The following is a 16,193-nucleotide window of genomic DNA, read 5'->3' as shown; positions in this document are numbered from 1 at the left end:
TATATCCGTTTTTATAAGCCAGCGCTTCTAAATGGAAGGCGATATGGGAAAAGAAATAATCGGAGATCTTTTCAACCATCAAACAGATCATCTTTGTTTTACCGGTGCTTAAGCTTTTTGCAAGCTGGTTGGGTTTATAACCCTTTTCCTCGCAAAACTTTAAAACCTTTTCCGCTAACTCATCAGTTATCCTCTTTTCTTTTGCCTTTCCGTTTAGTATGAACGAAACGGTAGATTTTGCAACATGCAATTCGTTAGCGATGTCATTGATCGATAATTTTTTATTCATTTAGCGCTTTCATTTATTATTGTTACCAGGTAACTATGTTTCCTCAAGTAAACGTTTCTCATCAATTATATTAGTTCCTTCCTATGCCAACTTATGCCGGTTAAAAAAAAACGGGTTGGTCCGGGCAGTATAATAGTCTAATCAGTAAAGGTATAATTTTATAATTGTATAACATGGTTTGCAAAACCGGGTTTCTTTCGTTGGAAGCCAATTTAATTCTCCGAAAATAGCATTTTTTATTGCAAAACCGGTTTTATTAATTATTATTGCACCCTGCAAGGTTTTAAATCTCCCGGACCTGTCAAAAAGTCCCTGCGAAATTTATTCCTTGAACCAATTATTCAGGCCGACAGCAAATGATGATAGTTATATCCGTATTAAGCGCGACTCGTTTATGTCGTCTATTTTAAGACCAATAAACTGTAATTGACCAGGGAGAATGAACTTCATCTATGTACAGCATAGCTTGCTATAACCAGCCGGGCAGTGTTTAAAACCTGCGGAACTAATATAATAATATTTAATAACGAACATCATATAATAATAAGGTGGATAGGGGAAATCGCTTTTAAATATTCAAAGCTTAAATTAACTTATGCTGATGGAAAATTAATATACTATTATGCCCCGTTAGGGCCTACCTGTTTGTAGAAAAAGAAATCAACAACAAAATATTACCCCGTGAGGGGTTACCCATTCGCAAAGGGTAGCCCCTGACGGGGCAATTGCCAGGTGGGCAATTGAATGCTACAAACAGGTAGGCCCATACGGGGCAATCGCTTTTTTAACGCGATTTCCCTGTATGGTGGATGGGGTTTTCTCCCTTTTTGCATATGAACCGAGGGTGGATTTTAATAATTAATGAGATGACAAAAAGAGAAAATAATGCAAATTAATAGCTTATCAACATCATTTGTTTTAACAGCTGATATAGGTGGTTCACACATTACGGCAGGCATTTGCCACCTGGAAAGTTACAGTATCCTCTCACAAAGTATCACCCGTGTCGAAGTGAATAGTAAAGGCCCGGCAGAGAGTATACTGGCCCGCTGGGAAAGCGCCTTTGAACAGGTGCTACAAAAAAATATAACAGCTTCGGTTTCAGGGCTAAGTATTGCGATGCCCGGGCCTTTCGATTATGAAAAAGGTATATCCTATATTAAAAGGCTTGATAAATATGAAGCATTATTTGGCATGGATATCAAGCAGCACCTGGCTGATCTGTTGAACATAGATCCCGGGGTTATCCTGTTCAAAAACGATGCGGAATCAACCATTGCCGGCGAAGTATTAAATGGCGCCGGGCGAAATCACGGGCGTGTAATGGGCATTACCCTTGGTACTGGTTTCGGGTCTGCGTTTACTAAAAATGCTGTCACAAAAGACCTCAACCTCGGCAGTGATCCGTATAGGGACACCATTGCTGACGATTACCTTTCGACCCGTTGGTTTTTAAAGCGGCACCTCGAGTTAACCGGTGTGCCCTTAATTGGCGGGGTAAAGGAACTTGCAGCGCTGGCTCGCGGCAGTGAAATCGCTCGTGGCATATTTTCAGAGTTTGCAAATAATATGAGTGAGTTTCTTTCGGGGCCCATTGCGCGTTACCATCCGGAGGTTTTAGTGATTTGCGGCAATATTGCAAAGGCAGCTGAATTCTTTTTACCGCAGCTAACAAAAAAGTTAAATGCTACCCCCATTAAGTTGGCTCAACTTGGCGAAAATGCCCCGCTTATAGGCGCTGCAGCTATGTTTAATAGCCGTAATACCGCTGGGTCATCTGATTCTGTAACCAAATTATAGCTTAATATATCATGCAAAAAGCAGCATTTATTGAAAAAAAGTTTATCGTCAACTTTGTTTTTGTAACCTCCCTATTTTTAATGTGGGGATTATTGCATTCAATGAGCGATGTGCTCAACAAGTATTTCCAGGGGGCGTTAAATGTTTCCAAATCTCAATCCGGGCTTATTCAGTTTTCGGTTTTTGGTGCTTACGCTGTGATGAGCTATCCTGCCGGGTATTTTTTAAAGAAGTTTGGCTATAAACCCGGCGTTCTTCTCGGCTTATCACTGTTCGCTATTGGTACGTTCCTGTTTATTCCGGCAGCCAATGCAGCGTCTTTTAGTTTTTTCAGGATCGCTTTGTTTGTGATGGGCTGCGGAATGGCGACCCTGGAAACAGTGGCCCACCCCTTTGCGGCGGCCCTGGGTGACCAGCGCACCAGTGACCGGCGGATAAATTTTTCGCAATCGTTTAATGCCCTTGGCGCCACTGCCGGACCGTTGATCGCTTCCTGGTTTCTTTTTCGCGTTACCACAGGAAACGCGCACGACCTTGATGCGGCTAAATACTTGTACGTCAGTATCGGTGGCGTATTGGTTTTATTGATCATGGCCTTCTTATTTCTTAGGGTGCCGGTATTAAATGACCCGCATGTCGCTGTAGCTGAGATAGATCCCGAGGCCGTTAATGTCGATACCGCTCCTGAAAAAAAGCTATACCAGCACAAACATTTTGTTTGGGCAACTGTGGCCCAGTTTTTTAATGTGGCCGCGCAGGCCGGCACATGGGCGTTTTTTATTAATTACGCCTCGTCGATAATGCATTTTAGTAACATGTCAGCATCGAGGTATTTTAGCATTTTTATGGCCATGATGATGCTTGGGCGTTTCACCGGAACCTACCTGATGAAATTCGTTGCCCCCAATAAGTTGCTGGCCTTTTTTGCAATGGGCAGTATCCTTATGTGCATCATCGTAGCGCAGGGCTTGGGCTGGCCATCATTTATTGCTTTAATGATGATCAACTTTTTCTTTAGTATCATGTTCCCGACAATCTTTAGCCTCGGCTTAAAAAACCTGGGATCTCACACCCAGCAGGCATCCTCTTTTATATCAATGGGAGTTGTTGGCGGGGCCGTTTTTCCTTTGATAATGGGGCAGGTTGCTAATCACGATGTTGCAAAAGCGTATTATTTGCCGATAGTTTGTTATGTTGTTATCTTTTTATTCGGCTATAAGTTTTATAAGGTAAAACATTAATTTTATTTGATGCAGTATTTGCCCGCGGCGGTGCAGTTGTAACAAATATCAATATTATTTAAAATAAATTTGCAAAACCGGTTTTATTGAGTATTATTGCTCTTGATTACTAAAACCGGTTTTGCAAATCTCAATTTTCGAAACCAAATATAAACCAATATAAATACGCTTAATGAAGAAGATTTTTACTCAACTATCAGGATTTGTAGCCTGCCTGCTGGTTTTTAACTTTTCTGTCGCACAAACAAGTAATCAAAATGTTCTTCCCAAATGGGCATTTGGTGGCTTTGTCAGGCCAGCTGGTATTAATCCGATTATCTCGCCGGATTTGAATGCGGCGTTTTTAGATCCCATGTCGAACAAAATGAAAAAATGGGAAGCGAATTATACTTTTAACCCCGCTGCCACTGTTAAAGGCCACAAGATTGTGGTGCTTTACCGTTCGGAAGACCTGACCGGCGTTGAGATCGGAACCCGCACCTCACGCATCGGTTATGCCGAAAGCAGCGATGGCCTTAGTTTTAAAAGAAACTCCAAACCGGTGCTGTACCCGGGAAATGATAGCCAGAAGGCATTTGAATGGCCCGGTGGCTGCGAGGACCCCCGCGTTGCTGTAACCGAAAACGGAACCTATGTGATGTTTTATACCCAATGGAACCGTAAAGTTCCGCGCCTGGGCGTTGCTACCTCAAAAGATCTGATCAACTGGGTAAAATATGGTCCTATCTTCAGGAAATTTTATAATGGCAAATTTGCTGATATTCCCAATAAATCTGCCTCCATTCTCACTAAACTGGCGGGTGATAAACAGGTTATTGCCCGGATAAATGGTAAATACTGGATGTATTGGGGCGAGCAGCATGTTTATGCGGCTACTTCAACTAACCTGGTAGACTGGAAGCCTGAAGTTGATAGCAAGGGCGAATTAAAACAGCTGTTTTCTCCGCGCGCCGGCTATTTCGACAGTGACCTTACTGAGTGCGGGCCGCCGGCGATAATGACTGATAAGGGTATTATCTTATTTTATAACGGCAAGAACCATCCCGGCAATGGCGGAGATAAACGTTTTAATGGCAATTCATACTGCGCCGGGCAGGCTTTACTGTCACTATCTGACCCTTCGAAGCTCATAACCCGTTTGGATGTTCCGTTCCTGCGCCCCATGGCACCGTTTGAAAAAAGCGGGCAATATGTAAACGGAACAGTTTTTATTGAAGGTCTGGTTTATTTTCAGAAAAAATGGTTCCTCTATTATGGTTGTGCAGACTCAAGGGTAGGGGTAGCTGTTTTTGACCCCAATAAACCGGCTCCTCCTGACCCGATACCTGTTTTATAGTACTATTCCCCTGATTGTTTATTCCGTTTTTTAAATGACTCACTGCAAAGTAGCGGGTTAGGGGGCTTTTTGGCTCTAAAAAATTAAAAATTACTGCTGAAAGAATATCTGAAACCAATTAAAACTATGAGAAGAAAGGGGAATCTTAATGAAATAATTTACTAAAACAGTACCCGGTAAAGCGAAATGCACCGCATTTTTATTTTACCGACAATATGGGTATGGCCTCCTCAGGCCATATCAGGAGCATTATTCAATTATTCACTTTAATTCAAAGTATATGAAAAAAACTTACAGTTATTTCATTATCTCCCGATATGAAAAAGGAATTCGTTTAGCCGCGAAACTTGCTTTTGCTTTACTTCTGGTAGCAATGGTTCAGTTTTCTGTATATGCGAATTCTGCAAACGGAAGCAACCGGGTATATCATACCGCAGGTTCATCCAAAAACAATCTGCTATCAAATTCACAGCTTACTGATATAAAAGTAACAGGGAAGATTACCGACGCCAGCGGTGAGGGCCTTATTGGCGCCTCCATCAGCCTTAAAGGCGGCAAGGGCCTGGCAGTTTCCGACGTAAACGGAAGTTTTACGGTAAGCGTGCCCGAAAATGCAACACTGGTAGTATCCTACATCGGATACCAAACCCAGGAAGTAGCAATAGCTGGTCGCACACAAATAAACATTGTGTTAAACGCATTGCAGGGCAACTTAAATGAGGTTGTTGTGGTAGGTTATACCACCCAACGGAAAAAGGACCTTACCGGTGCTGTATCATTAATAAATGCTAAAGATATTGCCGCAATACCCGTAGGTGGTGTTGACCAGATATTACAGGGCAGGGCAGCCGGCGTAGCAGTAACGCAAAATACAGGCGCCCCCGGCGATGGTATCAGTGTTATCATCCGCGGAGTTGGAACTATTAATGGTATTTCGCCGCTGTATGTTATTGACGGCGTGCCTACCCAGGATGGCATCAACGAGATCTCGCCAAATGATATTGAAAGCATCAATGTATTAAAGGATGCTTCATCGGCGGCTATTTATGGCGCAAGGGCAGCAGGTGGTGTGGTTATCATCACCACTAAAAGAGGTAAAGCCGGCAAAACGCAGATTAATTTTAGCGCTTATACCGGTGTCCAAACCGCTCAGAATTTAATTAAAATGGCTAATAATACGCAATATGTACAAGCGTACAATACTGCTGCGACAAATGATAACAGGCCAAAGATATCGGATAGTCTGGCCCGTACCTTATCAAATGTAAACTGGCTGAAAGAAATTTTGAAGCCGGCGCAAATCAGCAACGCTAACCTCTCCATGAGTGGCGGCAATGAAACCTCTCAGTATATTTTATCGGCCAATTATTTTAGCCAGGACGGGTTGATCCAAAACTCGTCATACAACAGGTTTAACCTGCGTACCGCCATCAGCAGTACGCCATCAAAATATGTTAAACTGGGTACAAACATTAACCTGTCCTATTCCAAAACAAGGACGGTTGGTACATCAGGCGATGGTTATGAAGGTGCTGCCAGTGTTGTACGTTATGCTTTGTTCCGCACACCCGGTACCGCTGTTTACAATGCAAACGGACAATATGTGGATCTGCCGCAACAAAATTCAACCTTAGGTAATTTTTTGGGTGACGGTATCAACCCCGTAGCTTTGGCCAATGCCACCAATGACAACACCTATGGTTATACCATTTTAGGTGATGCATATGCAGAGGTTGACCCAATAAAAGGTTTGAAAATAAAGTCGGATGTTGGGTTGAATTGGATCCAGACAGATAACAAGCAATTTTTTGAAACATTCGGCATCGATCGTTTTTTCAATTCGCCCAACGCGTTATCTCAATCAAATGCTCAGAATTTAAACTATAACTGGACAAATACAGCCACCTACGATCTTGCTTTAGGGAAAAGTACTTTTAAGTTTTTAGCTGGTACCGAATTGATCAAACAAGACCAGCAGGCGATGTCCGCTTCACGCACCGGTTATGTTAATCAAACTCCCAATTTTCAGTATTTAGACAACGGGACTGCCGCAAGCCAGCAAAATGGGGGCAACGAAGCACACCTGGCAATGTTTTCGCTTTTCGGCCGTGTGGATTATCAATATGATAGTAAATATTTGGCCAGCGCAAATTTCCGCAGGGACGGCTCTTCTCAGCTCGACCCAACATCCCGTTATGAGAATTTTTATTCCGGATCATTGGGATGGCGGATTGACAGGGAAGAATTTATGAAAAATGTTAAACCGATCTCTACCCTAAAGCTGCGTGCAAGCGTTGGTCAGTTAGGTAATTCAGGTATCGGTAATTATCCATACACTTCTACCTTTGGTACAAGCGGGTATTATCCCTTTGGGGGCGCAACCAACCAGGGAATTAGCATAACATCTTTAGGTAATCCAAATGTGCGCTGGGAAACAAGTACCCAGGAAGATGTTGGTTTGGATGTCGGCTTTTTCCAGAACGCGCTGATGTTAACAGCCGACTATTATGTAAAAAACACTACCAATATGTTAATACCGCTACCCGAACCAAGCAGCGGCGGCGGACAACAGCCCTTTGGCGTAGGCGAACCTGAGGTTAACGCAGGAAGTGTACGTAACAGTGGCCTTGAATTGGAACTGAGCTATAAAAAAGTTGTCAACAACAACTGGAGTTATGGTTTGAGCGGCAATTTTGCTACCCTTAAAAACGAAGTAACCTCCCTTGCCGGTGGCACACCAATCCCGGGCGGCCGAATTGATAATAACTATTTTGGCACACTTACTGAAGTAGGGCAACCCATTGGTTCATTTTATCTGTTGCAGCAGGAAGGTATTTTTCAAAATGCGCAGCAGGTATTTACCCATGCCTACCAGGGCCCGGGCATCAGGCCGGGTGACGTGATGTATAAAGATGTAAACGGCGACGGTGTTATTAATGATAAAGATCGCAGCTTTGTAGGCAGCCCTATACCAAAGTTTACATACGGCCTAACTGCCAATGTTACCTACAAAAATTTCGACCTGAGCGCATTCTTCCAGGGCGTTTATGGGAATAAAATTTATAACCAGGTACTTACTGATATTGAAGGCTTTTATCGTCCTTTTAATGTTACGCAACGTATCGCTGAAAATGCATGGACCGGCCCCGGATCAACCAATACCTATCCGCTGTTATCATGGACCGATGGTTCAAATAACAAAATGCCATCTACCCGTTTCCTTGAAAGCGGATCCTATATGCGGCTTAAAAATGTGCAGCTGGGATATAAGCTTGGCGCCAACACCTTAAAAAGCATTGGTTTATCAGCGGTAAGAGTATATGTAAGCGGTCAAAACCTATTGACATTTACCAAATACAGTGGCCTTGATCCTGAACAATATCAAAATAACAACAATGCCGCGGATGGCCCGAGGGCGGTTGGTATCGATTGGGGAACTTATCCATCGGCACGTACGATTACTGTCGGCGTTAACGCTAATTTCTAACTAAAAAAAATATAGAGATGAAAGCAAAAAATATTTATATCTACCTGACTGCATCCCTGTTTTTTATTTCAACAGGATGTAAAAAGGTACTGGATCAACCCGTGTTGGGCCAGTACCAAACCAGCAATTTTTTTACCTCTGATGCCAACGCTATTTTGGGGGTAAATGCGGCCTATGCTCCGCTCACCTTTACGGATGGGGCATCGAATGCGATCTGGGTTTTAGGCGACCTGGCTTCAGACGATGCGATAAAAGGAAGCAGTGATGGCGACCAGTCTGATTTTTTGAGCGTGCAAAACTTTAACATCAACCCTACAAACTCCGCTGTTGAAGCTGTTTGGAAAAGGTACTATGACGGTGTTTTTGCATGTAATGTAATTACTGACGGCCTGGCGACCAGCCAACCCGGCGTAAGCGAGCCTGTAAGGGCTTCAGTATTGGCACAGGCTGAATTTTTAAGGGCTTATTATTATTTTAATTTAACTGCGGCTTACGGAAAAATACCTTTGCATTTAAAGGTGGAGACCCCTGCAGAACTACAGAGCCCTGCTTTACCACAGGCGCAAATTTATGCCCAGATAGAAAAGGATTGCCAGGCAGCCGCTGCCGTTTTACCAACCACCTGGACAGGTGCGGACGTTGGGCGTGTAACCAAAGGTGCAGCTTTATCCTTATTAGCTAAAACCTATCTTTTTGAACAAAAATGGGCTCTGGCGGCATCAACCGCGCAACAGGTGGAAGCTTTGGGCGTATACAGCCTGTTACCGGTTTATGCTGACAATTTCAGAGCGGCAACCAAAAACAATGCTGAAGGCGTTTTCTCCATACAACATACCAGCGGCCTTGTACCGTACCAGGGTAATAATTTAAACGCATGGTTTGCACCGCGGCCGTTAAATGGCTACGGATTTTACCTGCCGACACAAAGCCTGGTGAACAATTTTGAAAAGGCCCCGGATGGCACTGTTGACCCGCGCCTGGATTATACCGTTGGTGGAGCAGGGCATCCTTACTTCGATAGCGCCTTTGATCCTTCATGGACCTCAACAGGTTATGTAAGTAAAAAGCATACACAACCTTTATCCGAGATCCCTATTAATATCAGGGGAGATGGTAATTTAAATTACCAGGCCATTCGCTTTTCGGAGGTGCTTTTGATTGAAGCCGAAGCTTTAAATGAGTCGGGTAGCTCAGCGGCAGCATTAGTTCCGCTGAACAAGGTACGTAAACGTGCGAGGGAAAGTTATTTATATGATTCTTCTTTACCCGGTTACGGTACCGTACCAGCAGGTTTATTACCTGATGTTACCATTGCCGACCAGGCATCTCTGCGCGACATTATCCGTGCAGAAAGAAGATCAGAACTTGCTTTAGAGTTTCATAGATTTTTTGATATTATCCGTTACGGCCAGGCTTACGCCGCAGCGGCGCTCAGTAATAAACCCAACTTTAATTTTACCACCAACCAGTTTTTCCCGATACCGGAAAGTGAAAGGGAGGCTAATTTAAAATTGGGTGAGTAATTGTACATTTTTTAAATAATCATTGATAAATGAAAAAGCTTAAAAAACTAAAAGCAGTGTTCATCATGGTGATGGCGCTGGCAGCCGTCTTTCAATCCTGCAAGAAAAGTGCTGATAAACCAAATTATAGTTCTGACAAGACTAAGCTTGCCGCAGAAACAGATTCATTGACGGCGGTTTATAACGCAGCGGTTGAAGGAAAGCAAGCAGGAGATTATGTGCCTGGCTCAAAGGCGGCGCTTCAAACTGCTTTATCGTTGGCCAAAAGTGTTGCGGATGGTCAATTTACACAACAGCAGGTTAATAATGCGGTGGCAAACCTGATGAGGGCTGCAGTGCAGTTTAATGTTAATTTAATACAGCAAATTTCGGCGGCTAACCTGGTTGCTTCATGGAAATTTGATGGCGATGCTAAAGACGCATCGGGAAATGGACACGATGGCCAGCTAAAAACCGGTTGGGTAGGGCCATATGGTGTTGCCCCAACCGATGGCGGTACTTTACCGGTGCCTGTTGCCGACCGTTATGGCGTTGCCAATAAAGCTTACGATTTTAAAAATGCCGCTTATGTAGAAGTTCCGTTTGATCTGGCACTTCGCCCGAGCAGTTTTACTATTTGTGTGTGGGTAAAACCCCATATATCAAGTGATGGAAATTATATTTTCTCATTAGACCGCTGGAACGGATATAAATTCCAATTGCAGGGTGGCAACCTGCCTTTCCTTACCGTGTTAACCAGCACAGGTTATCATGATCAGGACGATGGCGGTCCTTCAGTTCCGCTGGAAACCTGGACGCACCTTGTAGTGAGTTTTACCAACGGTACAGAGAAATTTTACATTAACGGCGCACTGGTAAAAACGGCCGATGTTAGTGGCGACCCGGTAGCATTAAGTTCTCCACCGCCGCTGGCCATCGGTAACGAGCTTCCTAAATCAGCCTATAATTTAACCGATCCAAACAGCCCTAACGCTTATTATGGCGGTAACTTTTTTGTTGGCTCGATTGATGACCTGCACCTTTACAATAAAGTGCTAAGCGATAATGAGGTAAAATCACTGTATACAATGGAACAGCCATAGGCAGTTTAATATTAATAAATGGGTGATTTAGGGCAGATACAAACCTGTACACTTGTTTAAAGACACTAAGGTGAGATTTAGTTGATAATTTAAAGTTCAGTTAGCGAGAGCACCCCAAAAGGGTGCTCTTTTTTTGGGAATTAATAAGAGTAAGGAAAAATAGAGGTGGCAGCAAGCCCTGTCCAGAAAGTGATCTGATTGATGATAAATAGCTTATAATCAATTGATTGTTGCTCCATTTTGTTATTTCAGAAATCTTAATTCTGAAGTATGCCGGCATGTAACGCAAGCAGACTCCAACCGTTTTTTCTTCGGGTAAATACCTCTATGTATGACAGGTGGAGCGTGATTTTGGTGCCCGAAACGGTGACGGTGAATTTTCCTTTTCCAACTATTGTAGCGGTGTTATCAGCCACCGTTGCCGTGTTTTCTTCCACGTCGACACTGTTGTGCACAAAATTTCCGCTTCGCAGCGTTGCCAGGTATTGGCTGCGGGTTTGAATATCGCCGGTTCTGCCAATTACCATAAATTTTTCATCGAAAAGACTGGCCAGGGAGTCGGTTTTTCCGTCAACTTCCCATTTAAACATCTTCTCTGATAGTTTAAGGATCTCTGTTTCCTGTTGTGTTTGGGCGAACAGGTGGCCGTTCATCAGCAAAAGGCCCATAATTAATAGTTTTTTCATTTATTTTCCTACTCTTTCTTGTAAACTGGCCGGGTACCTTGCTCCTTCAATAGTAATGTGGGCGGCAGCGGCTTCAATATTTGCTAAATCAACAGGGGTAAGTTCAACCGCAGCGCCGCCAAGGTTTTCCTCCAATCGGCGCAGCTTGGTAGTGCCCGGTATCGGAACGATCCATGGTTTTTGAGCCAGCAGCCAGGCGAGCGCAATTTGCGCAGGGGTTGCTTGCTTTTCCTGCGCGATTTTTCCAAGCAGATCAACCAGGGCCTGGTTTGCTTTTCTTGCTTCCGGTGTAAAGCGCGGTACGATGTTGCGGAAGTCGGTTTTATCAAAAGTGGTATTTTCGTTGATGGTGCCGGTCAAAAAGCCTTTACCCAGCGGGCTGAATGGCACAAAGCCGATCCCCAATTCTTCCAGCGTGGGTATAATCTCCTTTTCAGGTTCTCTCCACCACAAAGAGTATTCACTTTGAAGTGCGGCTACCGGTTGTACGGCATGTGCTTTACGGATAGATTGTACTCCTGCTTCTGACATGCCAAAGTGTTTTACTTTGCCTTCGGCGATTAGGTCTTTTACTGTTCCTGCAACATCTTCCATCGGCACGTTGGTGTCCACCCGGTGCTGGTAAAACAGGTCGATGCGATCAGTCCTCAGTCGCATTAGCGCTTCGTCGGCCACTACCCGGATCCGCGCCGGGCTGCTGTCCTGGCCAAGCGCCGGTTTTCCTTCTTTAAAACCAAATTTAGTAGCGATCACCACCTCATCGCGGAAAGGTGCAAGCGCCTCGCCCAACAGTTCTTCGTTGTCAAACGGGCCATAGGCCTCGGCGCTGTCGAAAAACGTAACGCCAAGTTCAAAAGCCCGGCGGATGAGTTTTATCGCATCCTGTTTATCGGTTGCCGGGCCGTACCCGTAGCTTAATCCCATGCAGCCCAGTCCCAATGCGGATACTTCCAGGCCGCTGTTTCCAAGTTTTCTCTTTTCCATTGCTGTTTATTTTTTGGTTTATTCCAGGTTATTATGAATTAGGTTTGTTGATCCCCAGATTTTCCCGGGCATATTTTTCGGGAGACTCAATGATTTTAGTGATGAATGTTGCCAGGCTCCTTTGTGAGATCACCGAACCCTTTTCCGGTTCGCCTTTTTTTGTTATTTCGAAATCAACTTCGTTTACGCCGCTAAACCAGGTTGGCCGTAAAATGGTATACTCAAGGCCAGATGCTTCTATCACATCTGCCGCAGCCCGGTATGGTTTTAAAACGGATCTTAATGGAACATCATAAATGCCGATCGAACTGATAAAAATAAGTTTTTTAACGCCTGATTGTTCCATGGCTTTAACGATGTTTTTGGCCATCGCTTCAAGGTCTCCCGCCAGGTTCGCGTATACGATATCCTGACCTGCTATGGCTTCTTTTAGCTGCTTATAATTCAACACATCGCCCTCAACAATGCGGCACGCGGCAATATTATTGTTTCTTAAGCGCCGGGCGTTACGCAAATAAAGCGTCAGCCCGATATCTTCGTTTTGCACCAAAATATCAATTACGTGTTTGGCAATATTACCGCCGGCACCAAGGATAATTACATTTTTCATATTTGGCTTTTTATGCAGGTACTACCTCGTTCAGGCATTTGATGGCATTCAATGTCCTGGGATAGCCTATATAGGGTAACAGCTGCGTGATCACATTGATCAATGTTTGCCTGTCATTCCCCACATTCAGGTTACCCTGGATATGGCCATTTACCTGTGGTTCAACACCACCCAGCGCAATAAGGATAGCAAAAGTGATCAGTTCCCTGGTTTTAATATCCAATCCTGAGCGGGTGTAATAATCGCCGAAACAATTGGCCGAAAGGTATCCTTGAATATGTTTCAGGTCTTCAGGTGCATCCTTATACATTTGATCAATAACCGCACCGAAAATTGCTTTTTGCACGGATAATCCTTTCTCGAATCGGTTGTGCGCGGTTGTGGTAGATTGCCCTTCCAGCGGCAGCGGTATGCCCCGGCCAACCAAAACTTCATTGGTTGCCGACAGGAAGTCAAGCGCTTTGGAAACGCCTATATAGGGTACCGCCTGGTATAATATTTCTTTTATCGCCGCGGGTGTAATACCAACATTAAGTGCGCCGCCAACCATCACCTTATATTCGCTTAATGCGTTACCGCCAAGTGTGGAGGCAATGATCATCATTACCCGTGTTTTTACATCAAGGTCATCATGGCCAATCACTTCATCAAAAGCGAAGTTGTCGAAGAATTCGATAAACTCCGGATCTGTTTGCTGTAATTTGGATTGATGGCCCGGCAATAATTCCCCTTGGTTCCGCGCAGCGGTATCAGTTAACTTTATTTTTTCCATCCGGCTTTTTTTATCAAAGAGCGTTATATTCTTCATCGGTAACACAGTTCAACCATTTTACAGGCCCTTCAGGGGAGTTATTGGTGATCACGATGTGGGTAAAACCGCTGTCTTTTGTAGCGCCATGCCAGTGTTCTACATTAACCGGGATGACGACCACATCTCCCTTGGCAAGCGGCCTTGCAGAATGCCCCTTTTCCTGGTACCAGCCTTTTCCATCTGTAACCAGCAGGATCTGCCCTGTGGCATGGGTATGCCAGTTGTTACGGCATCCAGGCTCAAAAACAACGTTGCCGACCATGTAGGTGCCGGTCTGGTCTTTGGGGACCAATATTTTAACCCAGGCAGTACCGTTAAAGTAATCTGCAGGCCCCCGGTCACCCCTGGGGAAAATTTCATTCTGATCGGTAGTATTCATGGTATTTGTAGTTTTTTGTTTAAAATTTGATGCATCTGTTTTATTCGGGAGCAAGGTCGCCATACCAATAGGCTGCTGTTACGCCGCCATCCATCAGGAAGTCGCTGCCGGTGATAAATGCACCATCCGGTCCCATAAGAAGTGCGCCAACGGTCCCCACCTCGTCAGGTGTTCCTGCCCGCCCGGCCGCAGATATGGACAACATGCGGCGGTAGCCATCGCCGCGCGGCCCTTTTAACTCGTCATTCGCCAGTGGGGTAATGATAATTCCCGGGCTTATCGTATTCACGCGGGCGCCTCTTTTTCCCCAACGCACTGCTTCTGCCATTACCCTTAAAGAATTTCCCCGCTTAGATAATTGATACGCATTAAGCGAGTCCGTCACTTTGTCGCGCTGAAGGAATGGGAGTTTTAACAGATCTTCTGTTGGCGTAGTCGCAAGTGCCTTATTCTGTTCAACAGATAGCGGTGGCAACCGGTGCCCCGACTGTGAGGCGATCACGATTCCCGCCCCTCCCGAAGCGATAACGTTGCCAAATTCCTCCAGTACCAGCGCGGTCCCGTAAAGATCAACCTTAAGGATGGTTTCGGGGGACGCCTGGGAGGGGGATACACCGGCCGCGTGGATGACACCCGAGATCTCTCCCAGCGTTTGGGCTAACTCCACAAGCGCGTGAACCGAGGCGCGTGATGTTACATCGACCACCGCCGTAGTGACGGTGAACCCCGCATCGCTTAGCGTTTTTGCGGCAGTATCGGCATTTTCCCGGCGTATATCGGCCAGCAATACGTGCTTGCCGGCACTAACACGGCGAACAATCGCCTGGCCTATTGACCCGGCGCCGATGACAACGTTTACATTTTTCATCTTGTTAATTATATTTTGGTTTATTTTAAAATACGGTTAAACACAGTACAAAAGTCCGGTCTATTTTTAAAAGAATTGTTATATAGATTACGGTATTAGCTACCAATATTACTTATTCACCCGTCAAGGTGCTTAAAACAATAGACGATGCGTTAACTTTGAATGAGTTAACAGGTAAAATAATGGATAACATCATCAAATTTGACACGGTTGGGCAGTATAACGCATTTACAAATAACGAGACGCTGCACCCGCTAATTAGCGTTGTCAACCTTTCAAAATCAGGCAAAAGGCTAAATGTTCGGCAAAATATCGGGCTTTATATGGTGTTTTTGAAGGAAATCAAATGCGGCGACCTGAAATATGGTTGTAACTATTATGATTACGAAGAAGGAACCCTGGTTTTTGTGGGGCCGGGGCAGGTGGTTGGAGTTGAAAATAATGGCGAATATTACGAGCCAAAGGGTACTGCTTTGGTTTTTCACCCCGACCTGATCAAAGGTACCGCACTTGGCCGGCACATTCATGATTATACATTCTTTTCTTACGAAGTGCACGAGGCACTGCATTTATCAGAAAGTGAACGAAAGATCATTCTGGACTGTTTATCAAAGATCAGGTTTGAATTGGAACACGCCATTGATAAACATAGCAAAACACTGATCGTTACCAATATCGAATTGTTTCTTAATTATTGCGTGCGTTTTTACGACCGCCAGTTTATTACCCGTGAAGTGCCGCATAAAGGAATTTTACACCGTTTTGAGGACCTGTTAACCGAATATTTTCAGACCGATAAACCGCAGTCCCTGGGCCTGCCGTCGGTAACTTATTGTGCTGAACAGCTGAACCTTTCGGCCAATTACTTTGGTGACCTGATCAAGAAAGAAACAGGAAAATCGGCCCAGGAATACATCCAGTTAAAACTGATGGACGTGGCCAAAGAAAAAATATTTGATAAAGATAAATCGGTAAGCGAGATCGCCTATGAATTAGGATTTAAATATCCGCAGCATTTTAGCCGTTTGTTTAAGCAACGGGTAGGCTATACGCCAAATGAGTACAGGGCGCTAAATTAAATTTAAAACATCTTCAGT

14 protein-coding genes are annotated in these 16,193 nt (G+C 44.5%); 7 read left to right on the top strand and 7 right to left on the bottom strand.

Features of this window, described 5'->3' with window-relative positions; genetic code table 11:
* Positions 1-289: LacI family DNA-binding transcriptional regulator (locus QZY09_RS10055; RefSeq protein WP_295671941.1), on the bottom strand; the 289-nt coding region annotated here is incomplete at its 3' end.
* An 885-nt stretch (positions 290-1,174) separates the two neighbouring features.
* Between QZY09_RS10055 and QZY09_RS10050 the strand changes: the two genes are divergently transcribed.
* From QZY09_RS10050 to QZY09_RS10025, 6 genes are all read left to right on the top strand, one after another.
* A complete protein-coding gene (locus QZY09_RS10050) occupies positions 1,175-2,089 on the top strand; it encodes an ROK family protein (protein WP_295671937.1) in 915 nt (304 codons plus the stop codon).
* 8 nt (positions 2,090-2,097) lie between these two features.
* Positions 2,098-3,330, top strand: a complete 1,233-nt coding sequence (locus tag QZY09_RS10045; RefSeq protein ID WP_295671946.1) for a sugar MFS transporter — start codon at positions 2,098-2,100, stop codon at positions 3,328-3,330.
* A gap of 172 nt (positions 3,331-3,502) precedes the next feature.
* A complete protein-coding gene (locus tag QZY09_RS10040; RefSeq protein WP_295671934.1) occupies positions 3,503-4,666 on the top strand; it encodes a glycoside hydrolase family 130 protein in 1,164 nt (387 codons plus the stop codon).
* A 280-nt stretch (positions 4,667-4,946) separates the two neighbouring features.
* Positions 4,947-8,153, top strand: a complete 3,207-nt coding sequence (locus tag QZY09_RS10035) for a TonB-dependent receptor (RefSeq protein ID WP_295671931.1) — start codon at positions 4,947-4,949, stop codon at positions 8,151-8,153.
* Positions 8,154-8,170: 17 nt separating this feature from the next.
* A complete protein-coding gene (locus QZY09_RS10030) occupies positions 8,171-9,676 on the top strand; it encodes a RagB/SusD family nutrient uptake outer membrane protein (RefSeq protein WP_295671928.1) in 1,506 nt (501 codons plus the stop codon).
* 29 nt (positions 9,677-9,705) lie between these two features.
* The gene (locus QZY09_RS10025) at positions 9,706-10,758 is read left to right on the top strand and encodes a LamG domain-containing protein (RefSeq protein WP_295671925.1); all 1,053 of its coding nucleotides are present in this window, start codon (positions 9,706-9,708) and stop codon (positions 10,756-10,758) included.
* A 257-nt stretch (positions 10,759-11,015) separates the two neighbouring features.
* On the opposite strand, the gene QZY09_RS10020 is transcribed toward QZY09_RS10025, so the two are convergent.
* From QZY09_RS10020 to QZY09_RS09995, 6 genes are read right to left on the bottom strand one after another with little or no spacing between them, the layout of a single operon-like run.
* Entirely contained in the window at positions 11,016-11,444 is a 429-nt protein-coding gene (locus QZY09_RS10020) for a nuclear transport factor 2 family protein (protein ID WP_295671922.1), read from the bottom strand.
* The gene (locus QZY09_RS10015) at positions 11,445-12,428 is read right to left on the bottom strand and encodes an aldo/keto reductase (protein ID WP_295671919.1); all 984 of its coding nucleotides are present in this window, start codon (positions 12,426-12,428) and stop codon (positions 11,445-11,447) included.
* 31 nt (positions 12,429-12,459) lie between these two features.
* A complete protein-coding gene (locus tag QZY09_RS10010; RefSeq protein ID WP_295671916.1) occupies positions 12,460-13,038 on the bottom strand; it encodes an NAD(P)H-binding protein in 579 nt (192 codons plus the stop codon).
* Positions 13,039-13,048: 10 nt separating this feature from the next.
* Positions 13,049-13,810, bottom strand: coding sequence for a carboxymuconolactone decarboxylase family protein (locus QZY09_RS10005; RefSeq protein ID WP_295671913.1), 762 nt, complete (start codon positions 13,808-13,810; stop codon positions 13,049-13,051).
* 13 nt (positions 13,811-13,823) lie between these two features.
* Positions 13,824-14,228: a cupin domain-containing protein gene (locus QZY09_RS10000; protein ID WP_295671910.1), complete on the bottom strand. Its 405-nt coding sequence runs from the start codon at positions 14,226-14,228 to the stop codon at positions 13,824-13,826.
* A 40-nt stretch (positions 14,229-14,268) separates the two neighbouring features.
* The gene (locus QZY09_RS09995) at positions 14,269-15,096 is read right to left on the bottom strand and encodes an SDR family oxidoreductase (RefSeq protein ID WP_295671907.1); all 828 of its coding nucleotides are present in this window, start codon (positions 15,094-15,096) and stop codon (positions 14,269-14,271) included.
* Between the two features lie 128 nt (positions 15,097-15,224).
* Here QZY09_RS09995 and QZY09_RS09990 point away from each other — a divergent pair, with 128 nt between their 5' ends.
* A complete protein-coding gene (locus QZY09_RS09990; protein WP_367119205.1) occupies positions 15,225-16,175 on the top strand; it encodes a helix-turn-helix domain-containing protein in 951 nt (316 codons plus the stop codon).
* The last annotated feature ends 18 nt before the right edge of the window (positions 16,176-16,193 follow it).

The sequence above is a fragment of the uncultured Mucilaginibacter sp. genome (assembly GCF_903913935.1).
Lineage (GTDB): Bacteria > Bacteroidota > Bacteroidia > Sphingobacteriales > Sphingobacteriaceae > Mucilaginibacter.
The sequence above is the reverse complement of the archived record's forward strand: the minus strand, read 5'-3'. Positions and strand labels throughout refer to the sequence as shown.